9 protein-coding genes are annotated in these 14,901 nt (G+C 69.4%); 2 read left to right on the forward strand and 7 right to left on the reverse strand.

The window, feature by feature from the left end; genetic code table 11:
• Nucleotides 1-103: 103 nt before the first annotated feature.
• From ASC87_RS18435 to ASC87_RS18450, 4 genes are read right to left on the reverse strand one after another with little or no spacing between them, the layout of a single operon-like run.
• The gene (locus tag ASC87_RS18435) at nt 104-1,543 is read right to left on the reverse strand and encodes an efflux transporter outer membrane subunit (protein ID WP_235582206.1); all 1,440 of its coding nucleotides are present in this window, start codon (nt 1,541-1,543) and stop codon (nt 104-106) included.
• Nucleotides 1,544-1,554: 11 nt separating this feature from the next.
• On the reverse strand, nt 1,555-4,737 hold the full coding sequence (locus ASC87_RS18440; protein ID WP_056665351.1) for an efflux RND transporter permease subunit: 3,183 nt from the start codon (nt 4,735-4,737) through the stop codon (nt 1,555-1,557).
• A 21-nt stretch (nt 4,738-4,758) separates the two neighbouring features.
• Nucleotides 4,759-5,940, reverse strand: a complete 1,182-nt coding sequence (locus ASC87_RS18445; RefSeq protein WP_056665353.1) for an efflux RND transporter periplasmic adaptor subunit — start codon at nt 5,938-5,940, stop codon at nt 4,759-4,761.
• Nucleotides 5,933-6,826 (reverse strand): alpha/beta hydrolase, encoded by an 894-nt coding sequence (locus ASC87_RS18450; protein WP_056665356.1) that lies wholly within the window; start codon nt 6,824-6,826, stop codon nt 5,933-5,935. The genes ASC87_RS18445 and ASC87_RS18450 overlap by 8 nt, the downstream gene beginning before the upstream one ends.
• 138 nt (nt 6,827-6,964) lie before the next feature.
• Between ASC87_RS18450 and ASC87_RS18455 the strand changes: the two genes are divergently transcribed.
• On the forward strand, nt 6,965-8,002 hold the full coding sequence (locus tag ASC87_RS18455) for a LysR family transcriptional regulator (protein ID WP_082568733.1): 1,038 nt from the start codon (nt 6,965-6,967) through the stop codon (nt 8,000-8,002).
• Nucleotides 8,003-8,027: 25 nt separating this feature from the next.
• A complete protein-coding gene (locus tag ASC87_RS18460) occupies nt 8,028-10,223 on the forward strand; it encodes a patatin-like phospholipase family protein (RefSeq protein WP_056665360.1) in 2,196 nt (731 codons plus the stop codon).
• Here the strand turns inward: ASC87_RS18460 and ASC87_RS18465 are convergent.
• From ASC87_RS18465 to ASC87_RS18475, 3 genes are read right to left on the reverse strand one after another with little or no spacing between them, the layout of a single operon-like run.
• On the reverse strand, nt 10,220-11,488 hold the full coding sequence (locus ASC87_RS18465) for a cytochrome c (protein WP_082568743.1): 1,269 nt from the start codon (nt 11,486-11,488) through the stop codon (nt 10,220-10,222). The genes ASC87_RS18460 and ASC87_RS18465 overlap by 4 nt on opposite strands.
• Nucleotides 11,488-12,216, reverse strand: coding sequence for a cytochrome C (locus tag ASC87_RS18470; protein WP_157604123.1), 729 nt, complete (start codon nt 12,214-12,216; stop codon nt 11,488-11,490). Before ASC87_RS18470 ends, ASC87_RS18465 begins: the two co-directional genes overlap by 1 nt.
• Before the next feature lie 37 nt (nt 12,217-12,253).
• Nucleotides 12,254-14,689 (reverse strand): bifunctional diguanylate cyclase/phosphodiesterase, encoded by a 2,436-nt coding sequence (locus ASC87_RS18475; protein WP_082568734.1) that lies wholly within the window; start codon nt 14,687-14,689, stop codon nt 12,254-12,256.
• Nucleotides 14,690-14,901 lie beyond the last annotated feature (212 nt).

Below are 14,901 nucleotides of genomic sequence, written 5' to 3' on the forward strand. Positions count from 1 at the left end.
TCTCGATGAAGTAACCACCGACTGGAGAGCTGTATGCGGGAGAACCGCACGTACAGTTCGGAGGGAGGGGATGGCTGATGCCATTCCCTACCCCTATCAGGGTTCACGGCGCCTGCCAGCCGCCCCCCAGCGACCGGATGAGCCCCACCGTGTTGGTGGCCCACAAGCCCCGCAACTGAACGGCCTGCCGCTCGATCGTGAGCAGGTTGCGCTGCGCGTCCATCAGCTGGAAGTAGCTGTCCTCGCCAGCGCGGTAGCGCTTGTCGGCCAGCGCCGCGGCGCGGCGGGCCGACCCCACGGCGGTGTCGGTGTAGGCCACACGTTCGCGCACGCTGCGCAGCCCGGAGAGGCTGCCCTCGACGTCGGCAAACGCCTGCAGCACCGATTGCCGGTAGTCGGCCACGGCCCCTTCGAGCTGGGCCTCGGCGCGGCTCACCGCGGCCTTGTTGCGGCCGCCGTCGATGATGGGCAGCGAGAACACGGCGCTCACCAGCCAGCTGCGGGCATCCCACTTGAAGAGGTTCTCCAGCTCGGCCGACGCGTAGCCGGCGTTGGCCGTCAGCGCGAGGGCCGGGAAGATGGCCGCCTTCGTGGCGCCCACGCGGGCGGTGGCCGCCTGCATGGACAGCTGCGCCGCGGCCACGTCCGGGCGCCGCTCGAGCAAGGCCGACGGCAAACCGGGCGGCACCACCGGCACCTGCACCGTGTCGGTGAGCGGCGCCACCTCGAACCGGAAGTTCGCCGGGGCTTCGCCGAGCAGCAGCGCGAGTGCGTGTTCGAGCCTGGCGCGATCGCCGCGCAGCGCGGCGGCCTCGGCCTGCACCGTGGCGAGTTCGGTGCGTGAACGGGCCACGTCGATCTCGGCCACGTCACCGGCCTGGAAGCGTTTGTCGATCAGGCGCGCGTTTTCGTCGCGCAGCTTGACCGTGGAGTCGATCTGCGCGAGTTCGGCGTCGGCCGTGCGGATGGCAAAGTAGGTCTGGGCCACGTCACCCTGCAGTGCGAGCAGCACGGAACGGTAGTCGGCCTCGACACGCCCTGCGTCGGCGCGGGCGGCGGTCACGGTGTTGCCGACACGGCGGAACAGGTCCACCTCGTAGGTGGCGCCCAGGCCCGCACGGGCCAGGTTGCCGGCGGACATGGGCGTGCCGTCGGCGAAGCCGGCTTCGGCCGGCGCCTGGCGCGAACGGGAGCCACCCGCCGAGGCAGTCACCTGCGGCAGGCGGTCGGCCTGTGCGCTGCGCAGCGTGCTGCGCGCGGCCTTCACGCGGGCCGCGGCCGACGCGAGCGTGGGGTTGGCCTGGGCGGCACGTTCCTCGAGTTCATCGAGTTGCGTGTCGCCAAAGCTCGTCCACCAGGCCCCTCGGGCCACGGCTTCCGACGGCACGGCCGGCTTCCACGTGCCCTGCGTGCCGGGCAGCTCGGGGATCTGGTTCTCCTTGAAGGCCGGGGTGATGCCCATGTCGGGCGCGGGCACCGACGGGGCGAGCGAGCAGCCAGCCAGCACGAGGGCGGCGGCAAGGGCAGAAAGTTTCAGGGTCATCATCAGGCTCCTCAGGCCTCGATCACGTGGGATGCGCCCGAACCAGCCGGCGCACGGCCGCGGTCGAGGCGCACCGCCAGCTTGCGCAGCAGCACATAGAACACCGGGGTCAGGAACAGACCGAACAGCGTCACACCGAGCATCCCGGCGAACACGGCCACGCCCATGGCATGGCGCATCTCCGAACCGGCACCCGACGAGAACACCAGCGGCAGCACACCCATGATGAACGCGAACGACGTCATCAGGATGGGGCGCAGGCGCAGGTGGCAGGCCTCGAGCGCGGCTTCGACGATGCCCTTGCCCTGGTGTTCCAGGTCACGGGCGAACTCCACGATCAGGATCGCGTTTTTCGCGGACAGCCCCACCAGCACGAACAGCGCGATCTGCGTGAAGATGTTGTTGTCTCCCTTCGTCAGGTACACACCGAGCAAGGCGAACAGGATGGATGCCGGCACGATCAGGATCACCGCGAGCGGCAGCGTCCAGCTTTCGTACTGGGCGGCGAGCACCAGGAACACGAGCAGCACGCACAGCGGGAACACGAGCACCATGGTGTTGCCGGCCAGGATCTCCTGGTACGTCAGGTCGGTCCACTCGAAGTTGATGCCACGCGGCAGCGTGTCACGGGCGAGCTGTTCCATGATGGCCTGGGCCTGGCCCGACGACACGCCCGGGGCAGCGCCGCCGTTGAAGTCGGCCGCCATGAACGAGTTGTAGCGCTCCACGCGGTCAGGGCCGTAGCTGCTGGTGATGTTCATCAGGCTGCCCAGCGGCACCATCTCGTTGCTGGCCGTGCGCACCTTGAACTGGCCGATCGACGAGGCGTCGGAACGGAACGCAGCGTCGGCCTGCGTGATCACCTGGTAGGTGCGGCCGAACTTGTTGAAGTCGTTCACGTACAGCGAACCGAGGTTGATCTGCATCGTGTCGAAGATGTCCGACAGCGGCACGCCGAGCTGCTTGGCCTTCGTGCGGTCGACCTTGGCGTCGAGTTGCGGCACGTTGATCTGGTAGCCCGAGAACACGCCCGCGAGCTGCGGCGTCTGCCAGGCCTTCATCTGCAGCGCCTGCACTGCCTTGAACAGTTCGTCCTGGCCCAGGTTGCCGCGGTCCTCGATGTACATCTTGAACCCGCCGATGGTGCCGAGCCCGTCCACCGGCGGCGGCGGGAACACCATGATGAACGCGTCCTGGATGGCGCCGAGGCGCTTGTTCACCTCACCCGCGATCTCGCCGCTGCTCAGGCCGGGGCCCTTGCGCTTGGAGAAATCGTCGAGGGTGTAGAACACGATGCCGGAGTTCGGCGCGTTCATGAAGCCGTGGATCGACAGACCCGGGAACGCCACCGCGCTCTTCACGCCGGGCACCGACTGGGCCACGTCCGTCATGCGGCGGATCACGCTTTCCGTGCGGTCGAGCGACGCGGCATCGGGCAGCTGGGCGAATCCCACGAGGTACTGCTTGTCCTGCGCCGGCACGAAGCCCGACGGCACGATGCGGAACATCACCGCCGCGAGCACCACCAGCACGAGGTACACGCCGATCGTGGCCGTCTTGTGCGTGAGCACCTTGCCCACGCCACGCTGGTAGCTGTTCGACGAACGGTCGAAGAAGCGGTTGAAGCGCTTGAAGAAACCACCGAACGCCCAGTCCATCGCACGCGACAGGCGGTCCTTCGGGGCACCGTGGGGCTTGAGCAGCGCGGCAGCCAGGGCCGGCGACAGCGTCAGCGAGTTGAACGCCGAGATCACCGTGGAGATGGCGATGGTCAGCGCGAACTGGCGGTAGAACTGGCCCGTCAGGCCGGACACGAACGCGATGGGCACGAACACGGCGCACAGCACGAGCGCGATGGCGATGATGGGGCCGGACACTTCCTTCATCGCCTGCACGGTGGCGTCACGCGGACTCAGCCCGTTCGCGATGTTCCGTTCGACGTTTTCCACCACCACGATCGCGTCGTCCACCACGATGCCGATGGCGAGCACCAGCCCGAACAGCGAGAGCGTGTTGATCGAGAAACCGAACGCGAGCATCAGCCCGAACGTGCCCACCACCGACACCGGCACGGCCAGCAGCGGAATGATGGAGGCGCGCCAGGTCTGCAGGAACACGATCACGACGATCACCACCAGCGCCACGGCTTCGAGCAGCGTCATCACGACGGCCTTGATGGAGTCACGCACGAACTGCGTGGGGTCGTAGACGATGGCGTAGTCGACGTCCTTCGGGAAGTCCTTCTTGAGCTCGTCCATCAGCGTGCGCACGTCGGTGGACAGCTGCAGCGCGTTCGACTGCGGTGCCTGGAACAGGCCCATCGCGACGGCGGGCTTGTTGTCGAGCAGCGAGCGCAGCGAGTAGACCTGCGCGCCCAGTTCGATGCGGGCCACGTCGCGCAGGCGCACCACGGCGCCGGTCTCGCCACCGGACTTGATGATGATGTCGCCGAACTCCTGTTCGGTGCTGAGGCGGCCTTGGGCGTTCACGGACAGCTGGAATGGCGCGTCCTTCGCGGGCGCGGCGCCCACCACACCGGCGGCCACCTGCACGTTCTGCTCGCGGATGGCAGCCACCACGTCGGGGGCGGTCAGGCCGCGTGCGGCGACCTTCTGCGGGTCGAGCCACACGCGCATCGAGTAGTCGCCGGCACCGAAGATCTGCACCTGGCCCATGCCCTGGACGCGGGTCATGCGGTCACGGATGTTGAGCACCACGTAGTTGCGGAGGTACACCTCGTCGTACGTGGAGTTGGGCGACAGCAGGTGGACCACCATCGTGATGTTCGGCGAGCTCTTGACGGTGGTGACACCGACCTGGCGCACTTCTTCCGGCAGGCGCGGCAGCGCACGCTGCACGCGGTTCTGCACCTGCGTTTCAGCCTGCTCGACGTTGGTGCCGACCTTGAACGTGACGGTCAGGTTCATGCCGCCGTCGCCGGTGGCCTGCGAGGACATGTAGAGCATGTCCTCGACACCGTTGATGGCTTCCTCGAGTGGCGCGGCCACCGTCTGGGCGATCACCGTGGGGTTCGCGCCCGGGAACCGGGTGCTCACCACCACGGACGGGGGCACCACCTCGGGGTACTCCGAGATCGGCAGCTTGAAGATGGCGAGCAGCCCGCCGAGGAAGATGACGATGGACAGCACGGCCGCGAAGATCGGCCTGTCCACGAAAAAGCGTGAGACGTTCATGGAGGGTCTTCTTTCTGTTCTTTACTTCGCGGATGCCACGGCCACGCCGGACGCCGCGGTGGCCGCCATCGGCACGTCCTGCGGGGTCACCGGGGCGCCGGGGCGCACGCGCTGCAGGCCGTTGACGACGATGCGCTCGCCGGGTTTCAGGCCGGAACGGGCCACGCGCAGGCCGTCGATCGACTGGCCCAGCTCCACCACGCGGTACTCGGCCTTGTTGCCTTCGCCGAGCACGTAGACGTACTTGCGGTTCTGGTCGGTGCCCACGGCGGCGTCCTGGATCAGGACCGACGACGTGCTGTTGGCCTCGGCGCCGATCTGCACGCGGGCGAAGAGGCCCGGCGTCAGCGTGCCGTTCTTGTTGTCGACGATGGCGCGCATGCGCACGCTGCTCGACGTGGGGTCGATGCGGTTGTCGACGAAGTCGAGGCGGCCTTCGCGCGGGAAGCCGGTCTCGTTCGCAAGGCCCAGGTGCACCTTGACGGCCGACGCACCACCGCGCGCGGCGGGGCCCAGCGCGAGGTACGTGGTTTCGTCACCGTCGAAGCTCACGTACACGGGGTCCACCGACACCACCGACGTCAGCACGACGTTGCCGTCGACCAGGTTGCCGATGGTGACTTCGGCCTTGCCGATGCGGCCGCTGAACGGCGCCCGCACCGCCGAGTACTCGACGTTGAGCTTGGCGCTGGACACGGCAGCCAGATCGGCCCGGGCGGCGGCGTCGAGCTGGCGCGCGTTGGCGGCGCGTTCGTCGAAGTCGCGCTGGGCGATGGCGTTGTCGGCCAGCAGGCGCTTGGACCGTTCGAGTTCCGTGCGGGCCAGTTCGGCCCGTGCAGCCGAGCCGGCGGCGGCGGCTTCACCGCGCAGCATTTCGGCTTGGTAGGCACGCGGGTCGATCGTGAAGAGCAGGTCGCCCTTTTTCACCATCGAGCCGGGTTTGAAGTGGATGGCCTCGACCGTGCCCCGCACGCGGGCGCGGATCTCGGCCGATTCCACCGCCTCGATGCGGCCGGAAAACTCGTTGTGTTCCGTCACCTGTTTCGTCACCACGGCGGCAACGCTGACAGGGGGCGGCGGTGGTGCCGCGCCTTGCGCCTGCGCGTCGATCCCCTTCGAGCACCCCGAGAGTGCGAGCAGGCCGGCCGATGCGAGGGCGAGGGTGGTGGTGGTCAGGGTAAGGGAAAGCGGGCGGTCAGTCATGGGGAACCTCGGGGTCTTTTGAAAGAAGGACGGATGCAACGGACTTCGATGGGTGGGGTTTGGCGGGTTGAACGAAAGGGGCGAGGAACGCCTTGATGGCGTCGCGGCAGGCGTCGCTGCCGGCGGCTTCGCAGCGTTCGTCGACGCCGGCCAGTTCGCTGGCGGGCAATGCGGTGCGCTGCACCGGCACGCCGGCGCGCTCGAGCTTGTCGGCATAGGTGCGGGCGCCCGCGGTCAGCGCGTCACCCTCCGCGTAGACGATCAGGGCCGGCGGCAGGCCGGCCATGCGGCTCGATTCAAGAGGGCAGGCGTACGGGTGCACCCGGTCGGCCGCCCGGGGCAGGTAGTCGCGGAAAGCGTCGCTGAAGGCCTGGGCCTCCCGGGCGCGCACCACGGGCTCGAACGGCGACGACCGCGACTCGCGCATGCTCGGGTCGAGCATCGGCATCAGCAGCACCTGGCCGGCCACCTTCGGGCCCAGCCGGTCGCGCGACATCAGCGTCGACACCGCCGCCAGGTTGCCACCGGCCTCGATGCCCGCGACGATCAGGTGCCGTCCGGTCCAGCCGCGCAGGCGGCTGCCGCGGGCGGCGGCCATCTTCAGCACCGCGTGGGTGTCCTCGATGGCAGCCGGGAACGGGTGCTCGGGTGCCACCGCGTAGCTGGGCGCAAGGATCGTCACCTGGCACTCCTGGGCGAGCGACTTCAGGCAGCTGTCGGCCGCGTCCAGGTCCGCCATGACAAAGCCGCCCGGCGGGAAAAAGACGAGCAAGGCCTCGGACTTGCGAGGACCCGCCGTGTAGAGGCGCAGCGTCAGCATGCCGCTGGCGCCTGGCCATTCGAACGTGTCGTCCGGTACGGCCTCGGGATGTGAAGGGCTGTTCATGAAACTGCTGGTAAGCACCGGGTGAATCTGGGCAAAATCGATGCGCCGCGACCTTGTGCAGCGCAGCACGAACTGTATTTGTCGTTGAACACGAGATAAACTACGAAATCTCGGAATGACTGTTCAGGATTCAAGACAATGGACACGATCAAGGCCATGCGTGCCTTTGTGGGCGTGGTCGACACCGGTGGGTTCACCCGGGCGGCCGAACTGCTGGGCACGCCCAAGGCCACCCTGTCCGCCAGCGTGGCCGAGCTGGAGGCGCACCTGAAGGTGCGGCTGCTGCACCGAACCACCCGCCGTGTCTCGGTCACCGCAGACGGCGCCGCGTACTACGAGCGCTGCGTGCGCATCCTGGAAGACCTGCGCGACGCCGAGGAATCCTTCTCGTCGCGCCAGGCCAACCCGCGCGGGCGGCTGCGGGTGGACGTGGCCTCCGCGGTGGCGAGCCGGCTGCTGATCCCGTCGTTGCACACGTTTTTCGAGCGCTACCCCGACATCCAGCTCGAACTGGGCTGCAGCGACGGCCCGCTGAACCTGCTGAGCGACGGGGTCGATTGCGCGCTGCGCGGTGGCGAGATCGAGGACCAGTCGATGATCGCCCGGCGCGTGGGCACGATGCACATCGTCACGTGCGCCACCACGTCGTACCTGGCGAAACACGGCCGCCCCAGGCACCCGCACGACCTGAAGAGCCACGTCTGCCTGAACTACTTCTCGCAGCGAAACGGCCACCTGTACGACTGGGACTTCTCCCGCGACGGCCAGCGGGTGTCGCTGCCGGTGGGCAGCCCGCTGACCTTGAACGACACCAACGCGTACGTCGACGCCTGCCTGGCCGGCCTTGGCGTGGGGCGCCTGCCCACCTACATCTTCAACCAGTACCTCGAGTGTGGTGCGCTCGAACTGGTGCTCGGCGAATGGCTCTCCGACCCCACGCCCTTCCACGTGGTTTACCCTTCGAACCGCCACCTGTCGCCGAAGGTGCGGGTGTTCGTCGAGTGGGTCGCTGAAATCTTCGAGCACCACGCAGGCATGCAGTTGTGCACGCGGCTCAGTGCAGCGCAGTGCGATTGGGTGTGCCAGGACGGCGCGAGGGATGCGCCGGGCAACGACGCGGAGAAAGTGGCAGGGAAGGGCGCGGGGAAAGGCGCGGTGCCGGCCTTGCCCGGATAACAAGAGCAAGACAGGGAGATTCGAGATGGGGTTGTCGATCCGCGCGGCCGCCGTGGCATGCGCCGTGTGGCTTGTTGCGCCTGCAATGGCCCAGGACGTCCGCCCCAAGGTCGGCCTCGTCTTGTCCGGCGGTGGCGCCCGGGGCGGGGCCCACATCGGTGTGCTCAAGGCGCTCGAGGAACTGCACGTGCCGGTCGACGTGATCGTGGGCACCAGCGCGGGGTCCATCGTGGGTGCGGCGTATGCCACCGGCATGTCGCTCACCGAGATCGAGCGTGAGATGGGCGGGCTCAACACCGCGATGCTGTTCCGCGACATCGAACGCGCCGAGGTGCCCCTTCGCACCAAGATCCACGACAACATCAACTACATCGGCCCGGAGATGGGCATCCAGGCCCGCGGCATCGCGCTGCCCAAGGGGGCCGTGGCCGGGGTGTCGATGGAAGCCGTGCTGCGCCGCCTCACGCACCGCCAGCGTGTCGAGGACTTCGACCGCCTGCCCATCCCGTTCCGTGCGGTGGCCACCGACCTCACCACGTCGGAGATGGTGGTGCTGGGCCACGGCAACCTGGCCATCGCGGTCCGCGCCAGCATGGCCATTCCCGCGGTGGTGGACCCGGTCGAGCTCGACGGCCGCTTGCTCGTGGACGGCGGCCCGAGCCGCAACCTCCCCGTGGACGTGGCCCGCGCGCTCGGGGCCGACGTGATCATCGCGGTCAACATCGGCACACCGCTGCTCAAGCGGGAGGAGATCCGTTCACTGCTCTCCGTGTCGGACCAGATGACACGCATCCTGACGAACTCCAACGTTGCCGCGTCCATCCGGGAAATGCGCCCCGGCGACGTGTTGCTCACGCCCGACCTCGGCACCGTCACCACCGGCGACTTCGACCGGCTCGGCGAGGCCGCCCTGGCCGGCGAAAAGGCGGCGCGCGAGGCCGCGGGTGCCCTCTCGCGCTACGCCGTCGCCCCCGACCGCTATGCGGCATGGCGCGCCGGCACGGTGGTGGCCGAGGACACCTCGAGGCGGCCCATCGACGCCATCCGGGTCAAGGGCACCGAGCGGGTGAACCCCGAGGTGGTGATGGCGGCGATGAAGTCGAAGGTGGGCGAGCCGTTCGACACCGTGCGGGCCGATGGCGACATCAAGCGCATCTACGCGCGGGGCGACTTCGAACGGGTCGCGTACACCATCACCGAGGAGCCAACCGTGGGCCGCGTGATGACGGCCGAGGTGTCCGAGAAGTCCTGGGGCCCGAATTACCTGCGGTTCGGTCTCGGCCTGTCGACCGACCTCGAAGGCAGCGCCGTCTTCAACCTCGCCGCCACCCACCGGGCCACATGGCTCAACCAGCTCGGGGGCGAGTGGCGCAACGACGTGCAGATCGGCCACACCGACAGCATCGCGTCCGAGTGGTACCAGCCGCTGACCCCGGCCCAGCGCCTCTTTGTCGCGGCGCGTGTCGAGGGGATGCGCGAACCGTTCGACGTGTACGAGGAAGGCGACCGCATCGCGCGGTTCCGGCGCGGCTACCTGGGCGCGGGCCTCGACGTCGGCACCCCCATCGGCCGGGGAGGCGAGCTGCGCGTGGGCCTCGTGCGGGGCCGCGTGCGCATGTTGACGGACACCAGCGCGGTGGCCGGCTCGCTGATCCAGCCGAATGCGCAGACCGGCGGTGTCCTGACCCGGCTGCGCTACGACACCCTCGACAACCTGCGGTTCCCGACCCGCGGCTACGCCGGTGAGTTCCGGGTGTTCGCCTCGCGGCCCGAGCTGGGTGCCGACGACACGTACACGAAGCTGTCGGGCACGCTCAACGGGGCCCGTGCCTGGGGCCGCCATTCGATGCAGGCGGGCCTGCGCGGCGCGAAGTCGGTGTCCGACGGCGACCTGCCGGTGCATGAGCTGTACAGCCTTGGTGGATTCCTGCGCCTGTCCGGCTACAAGACCGGCGAGTTCCTGGGCCGCGAGCTGGCGTTCGGCCGGCTGATCTACAACTACCGGCTCTCGGTCCCCGGCCTGCTCGATGGTGCGTTTTTCGGGGCGTCGGCGGAAGCCGGCCGCATCGGCGACCGGGTGTCGCGCAACAGTGGTGCGGTGACGCGCCAGGGCTACTCGCTGTACCTGTCGCTCGACACGCCGCTCGGCCCGGTCTACGCGGGCCTCGGCCATACCGGCGACGGCCGCCAATCGGTCTACCTCTACCTGGGGCAGCCCTAGTCCTGCGTGCGGTACCGATGCACCTCGAGCGCCGACACCACGCTGCCCTGGTTGCCCCAGCTCTTGCGGAGGTGGGTCAGTACCGCGGCGACGTCTTCCTCGCTCAGCGTGGTGGCAAACGGCGGCATGCCGAACGGGCGCGGGTTGCCGGCGGTGGACGGGGCGAAGCCGCCCAGCAGCACCACGCGCACGAGGTTGGCGGGTGGGTCCATGGTGACGGCGCGGTTGCCCGCGAGTGCCGGGTAGGCCCCCGGCACGCCTTCACCCTTGTCACCATGGCACTGCGCGCAGTGCTGGCCGTACAGGCGCGAGCCCAGGGTTTCGCCGCGCGGCGGTTGCGAGGCCGCGGGGTCGATCTCGCGTGCGGCCTGCTGCGGCAGCGCCTTCAGGTAGACGGCCATGGCCTGCAGGTCGGCCGCGTTCAGGTGCTGCGTGCTGCTCTGCACCACCTCGGCCATGGGGCCCAGCACCGACGCGTGGGTCGACACCCCGTCGCGCAGCAGCGCCACCACGTCGCGGGTGTCCCAGGTGGCCACGCCGGCTTCGTCGGGTGACGTGAGCGATGGGGCATACCAGTTCTGCATCGGGATCAGGCCGCCGCTCAGGTCGAGCACGCCGCTGGAGCCCCCCAGCAGGTTGCGCGCGGAGTGGCACGCGTTGCAGTGCCCGAGGCCCTGCACGAGGTAGGCGCCCCGGTTCCATTCGGCGCTCTGCGACGGGTTGGCCACGTCGCCCCCCGGCGAGAAGAACAGCGCCCGCCAGACGGCCAGCGCCACCTGCGTGTCGTACGGGAACCCCACCGTGTGCGCCGCGTTGGGCTGGCGCACCGGCGGCAGCGACCGCAGGTAGGCGTAGATGGCGTCCGAGTCCTCGCGGGTCACGTGCGTGTAGTTCGGGTACGGGAACGCCGGGAACAGCCGTCGGCCGTCCTTCGAGCGGCCATGGTGCAGCGCACGCCACAGGTGGGCGGACGACCAGGTGCCGATGCCGGTGGTGTCGTCGGGGGTCAGGTTCGATGTGTAGATGGCGCCGAACGGGGTGTCGATGGCCCGCCCGCCCGCATAGGGCACACCGCCCGGGGCGGTGTGGCAGCCCAGGCAGTTGCCCACGGTGGCGAGGTACAGGCCGCGCTTGACCTGCTCGGCCGTGCCGTCGGTGGGCACCGCGTCGGCGGGGATGGCCTCGTTGCTGCGGAAGTCGAGCACCACCAGCGCGGCCACCGCCAGGAGGCCCAGCGCGGCCAGCACACGGCCCACGTGCCGCATCATCGCGTCACTCCTTCGGTGACCCCGCCGCACGGCATCGGCAACGGGCCGGGAAGCGCGCTGGCGGCCTTCGCGGGCACCGGCACCGGTTGCGCGGCGAGCCACGTGGACACGGCGTTGATGTCGGCGAGGTCGAGCCGCACGGCCACCTCGCGCATGCAATCGGGCTGGTGCGCGCGGCGCTTGCCGGTGCGCCAGGCGCCAAACTGGCCGTTGAGGTAGTCACGCGGCAGGCCCAGCAGCCCCGGGATGGCGGGAGCCACGCCGGTCATCTGCGTGCCGTGGCAGCTGACACAGGCGGGCACACCACGGGCCGGGTCGCCCTTGTGCACGAGCACCTCGCCCCGCGCGGCCAGGTCGGGCGGTGGGTTGGCGGACGGGGCGGGGTAGGGCAGTTCGAGCGCCGAGAAGTGGTTGGCCATCTCGAGCAGGTAGGCGTCGGTGAGCGGCGCCACGAGGTGGGTCATCAGGGGGTACTGGCGGCGCCCGTCGCGGAAGTTCAGCAGCTGGTTGTAGAGGTAGCCGGCCGGCTTGCCGGCAATGCGCGGGTAGAAACCGTCGGGGCCTGCGCGGCCTTGCGCGCCGTGGCAACCGGAGCACGCCATCACCCGCTGGGCGATGGAATCCTCGAACTTGGGCGCGGCGGCGGCTCCGGGGGCGGCAAGCCCCCCGAGCGCCAGGGCGGACAGCAGCGGCAACAGTGGCGACAGCGGCGGGCGGAGCGGCATCCGCACAGCGTAGCAGTTGTGGGCGCCGCGTGGGTCCTCAGTGCAACGTGATGGACCGTGCGCCGCCGATGCCGCTGGGCAGGGCCGGTTGCGCATGCCGGGCCGTCCAGAGCATGGACCAACGCAGGAACTCGTCGGCCGGCAGCGGGCGGCTCATGTGGAAACCCTGGGCCTCGTCGCACCGCAGCGCCCGCAGCAGCTCCCACGACTGCGCGTTTTCCACGCCCTCGGCCACCACGGACAGGCCGAGCCCGTGGGCGAGGTCGATGGTGGACCGCACGATGCGGGCATCGTCGAGGTCGCGTTCCATGCTGAGCACGAACGACTTGTCGATCTTCAGTTCGTCGACCGGCAGCCGCTTCAGGTACGCGAGCGACGAATACCCGGTGCCGAAGTCGTCGATCGACAGGCGGAACCCGAGCGCGTGGAGGCGTTCGAGCGTGCCGAGCGCGCGTTCGGGGTCGTCCATGATCGCGCTTTCGGTGATCTCGAGGCAGAAGGCTTCGGCCGGCACCTGGTGGCGCATCAGCAGCGCATCGAACTTCTGCGGCAGCTCCTGGTCGAGCAGGTCGCGCGTGGACAGGTTCACCGACAAGGTCAGTTGCAGTCCGCTTTCCTGCAGGACCTTCCACTGGCGCGCCGCCTCCTCGAAGATCCACATCGTCAGCACCCGCACGAACCCGGTCTGTTCCGCGAACGGGATGAACTCCATCGGCGGCAAGAGGCCACGCTGCGGGTGTTGCCAGCGCATCAGCGCTTCGGCACCCACGACGCGGGCGGTCTCGAGGCCGAGCTTGGGCTGCAGGTACAGGCGCAGTTCACCGTGGTCCACGGCGTGGCGCAGCTCGGTCAGCAGCGACAGCGTCTGGCTGCTGGCCGCGTCGAGCTTCGCGTCGTAGACGTTCGGGCCGTCGTGGCGGCGCTTGCTGGTGTACATCGCCACCTCGGCGCGGCTCAACAGCGTGTCGGTGTCGTCGGCATGGTGGGGCCACAGCGCGATGCCGATGCTGGCGTTGATGTCGACGGCCTGGTCCGACAGCATCAGGCTGCGGTCGAACGCGTGGTTGATGCGCTGCGCCACGGCCTTCGCGAGGGCCTCGTCGCTGGCGGGGTCGAGGTCGGCCAGCAGCACGGCGAACTCGTCGCCGTCGAGGCGCGCCACGAGGTCGCCGCCGCGCACGGCCTGCTGGCTGAGGCGGTCGGCGACGGCCTTGAGCATCAGGTCACCCACTTCGTAGCCGAGCACGTCGTTGACGTGCTTGAACCGGTCGAGGTCCAGCATCACCACGGCCACCGAGCGGTTCACGAGACGCGCCGCCTCGGTGGCCGCCGTCACGGCGTTGCGGAACTGCACGCGGTTGGGCAGGCCGGTCAGCGTGTCCCAGTAGGCGAGCTTGAGGATCTCCTGCTGCTGGTCGGCGATGCTGATGCGCATGCGCTCGAACGACTGCGCCAGTTCACCGATCTCGTCGGCCCGGTGCTGGCCGCTGAGCGGGGTGGTGTAGTCGCCGGCGCCCAACCGCTCGGCGGCCGCGGCCAACCGCCGGATGGGGTTCGTCACGCGCCGGGCGGTCAGCACGCTGCTGACACCGAACACCACGACCCCGAGCAGTGTCAGCGCGGCCAGGCCCAGCTGCAGCTGGCGGTACGGGGCCACGGCCTCGTCCACCGATCGCATCAGCAAGGCCGAGACCTCGTTCGCATGTTCCACGGCGAGTGGCACGCGGCGGGTGCTGTACTCGCCGTCGGCGAGTTCCAGCGAGGCGGGGGTATCCCGGCTCTCCAGCAATGGCAGGGACGAGGCGGGCAGCGTCGAAACGGCGGTGACCCAGCGGGCGGCGGCCCCGTCGCGCACCTGAAGGCTCACGTGCAGCGACGACAGGTCGCGCATGTCGTCGACCAGCGGGCGGTCGATCGGGAACCCCATCAGCACCCAGCCCACCACCACCGGCGCACGCATCGGCACGAGCACCAGCTGGAACGGGCGCCGGCCCAGCATGACGATCTCGCTGGCCGTCTTGGCGGACGAGGCCCGGTCGGCAAGCCGGTAGAACGCGGGCTGGAGTTCCTCCAGGCCCGGCTGGGCCGCGGCACGCAGCGCGAAGCGGGTGTCGAGCAGCGCCGAGACGGTGGCACCGATGCGGTCGCCATGGTTCGCCAGCACCGACGCGATGGTTTCGGTGTCGTTGCCGTCGAGGGCCGATCGGAAGCCGTAGTCAGCCGCCAGGAGGCTCGCGCCCTGGGTCAGCTTCTGCGCGTTCTGTTCGAGGAGCCGCTGCAGCAGGTGGTCGCCGGACTCCAGCGACTCGGCGATCGAGGCGCGGGCGTTGCGGTCGATCGTCGCGCGGATCGCGAAGAAACTCAACGCCTGCACCCCAAGCAGCAGCCCGAGGAAGAGCAGCACGATGCGCACGCCGAGCGAGCGGCGTGACCAGCACTTCAGCAGGGCGAGGGCGGTGGTGAGCCGGTTCATGGTGCGGCCGTGGCAGCGATGCGCACGGAATCCGGCAGGTCGGCAGCCCACGCGGCGCCCGGCACCAGCAGGGCCAGGCACATCAAGCGGCATGAATTGGAAGGAGTCGCAACCATCGGAAGAACCCGGGAACGAGGCGCGTGGGCGCCGGGCACAGGCTCGTGGCCCGCTCAGCAGGGTATCGGCCCGGGAACGGCGGGGCTTGAACGATG

Origin of the sequence: Rhizobacter sp. Root1221 (assembly GCF_001425785.1) — a bacterium.
Lineage (GTDB): Bacteria > Pseudomonadota > Gammaproteobacteria > Burkholderiales > Burkholderiaceae_C > Rhizobacter.

Coding starts and splice junctions, on each gene's coding strand:
- ASC87_RS18435 (WP_235582206.1), bottom strand. CDS start 1,543: ATGACCCTGAAACTTTCTGCCCTTGCCGCCGCCCTCGTGCTGGCTGGC.
- ASC87_RS18440 (WP_056665351.1), bottom strand. CDS start 4,737: ATGAACGTCTCACGCTTTTTCGTGGACAGGCCGATCTTCGCGGCCGTG.
- ASC87_RS18445 (WP_056665353.1), bottom strand. CDS start 5,940: ATGACTGACCGCCCGCTTTCCCTTACCCTGACCACCACCACCCTCGCC.
- ASC87_RS18450 (WP_056665356.1), bottom strand. CDS start 6,826: ATGAACAGCCCTTCACATCCCGAGGCCGTACCGGACGACACGTTCGAA.
- ASC87_RS18455 (WP_082568733.1), top strand. CDS start 6,965: ATGGACACGATCAAGGCCATGCGTGCCTTTGTGGGCGTGGTCGACACC.
- ASC87_RS18460 (WP_056665360.1), top strand. CDS start 8,028: ATGGGGTTGTCGATCCGCGCGGCCGCCGTGGCATGCGCCGTGTGGCTT.
- ASC87_RS18465 (WP_082568743.1), bottom strand. CDS start 11,488: ATGCGGCACGTGGGCCGTGTGCTGGCCGCGCTGGGCCTCCTGGCGGTG.
- ASC87_RS18470 (WP_157604123.1), bottom strand. CDS start 12,216: ATGCCGCTCCGCCCGCCGCTGTCGCCACTGTTGCCGCTGCTGTCCGCC.
- ASC87_RS18475 (WP_082568734.1), bottom strand. CDS start 14,689: ATGAACCGGCTCACCACCGCCCTCGCCCTGCTGAAGTGCTGGTCACGC.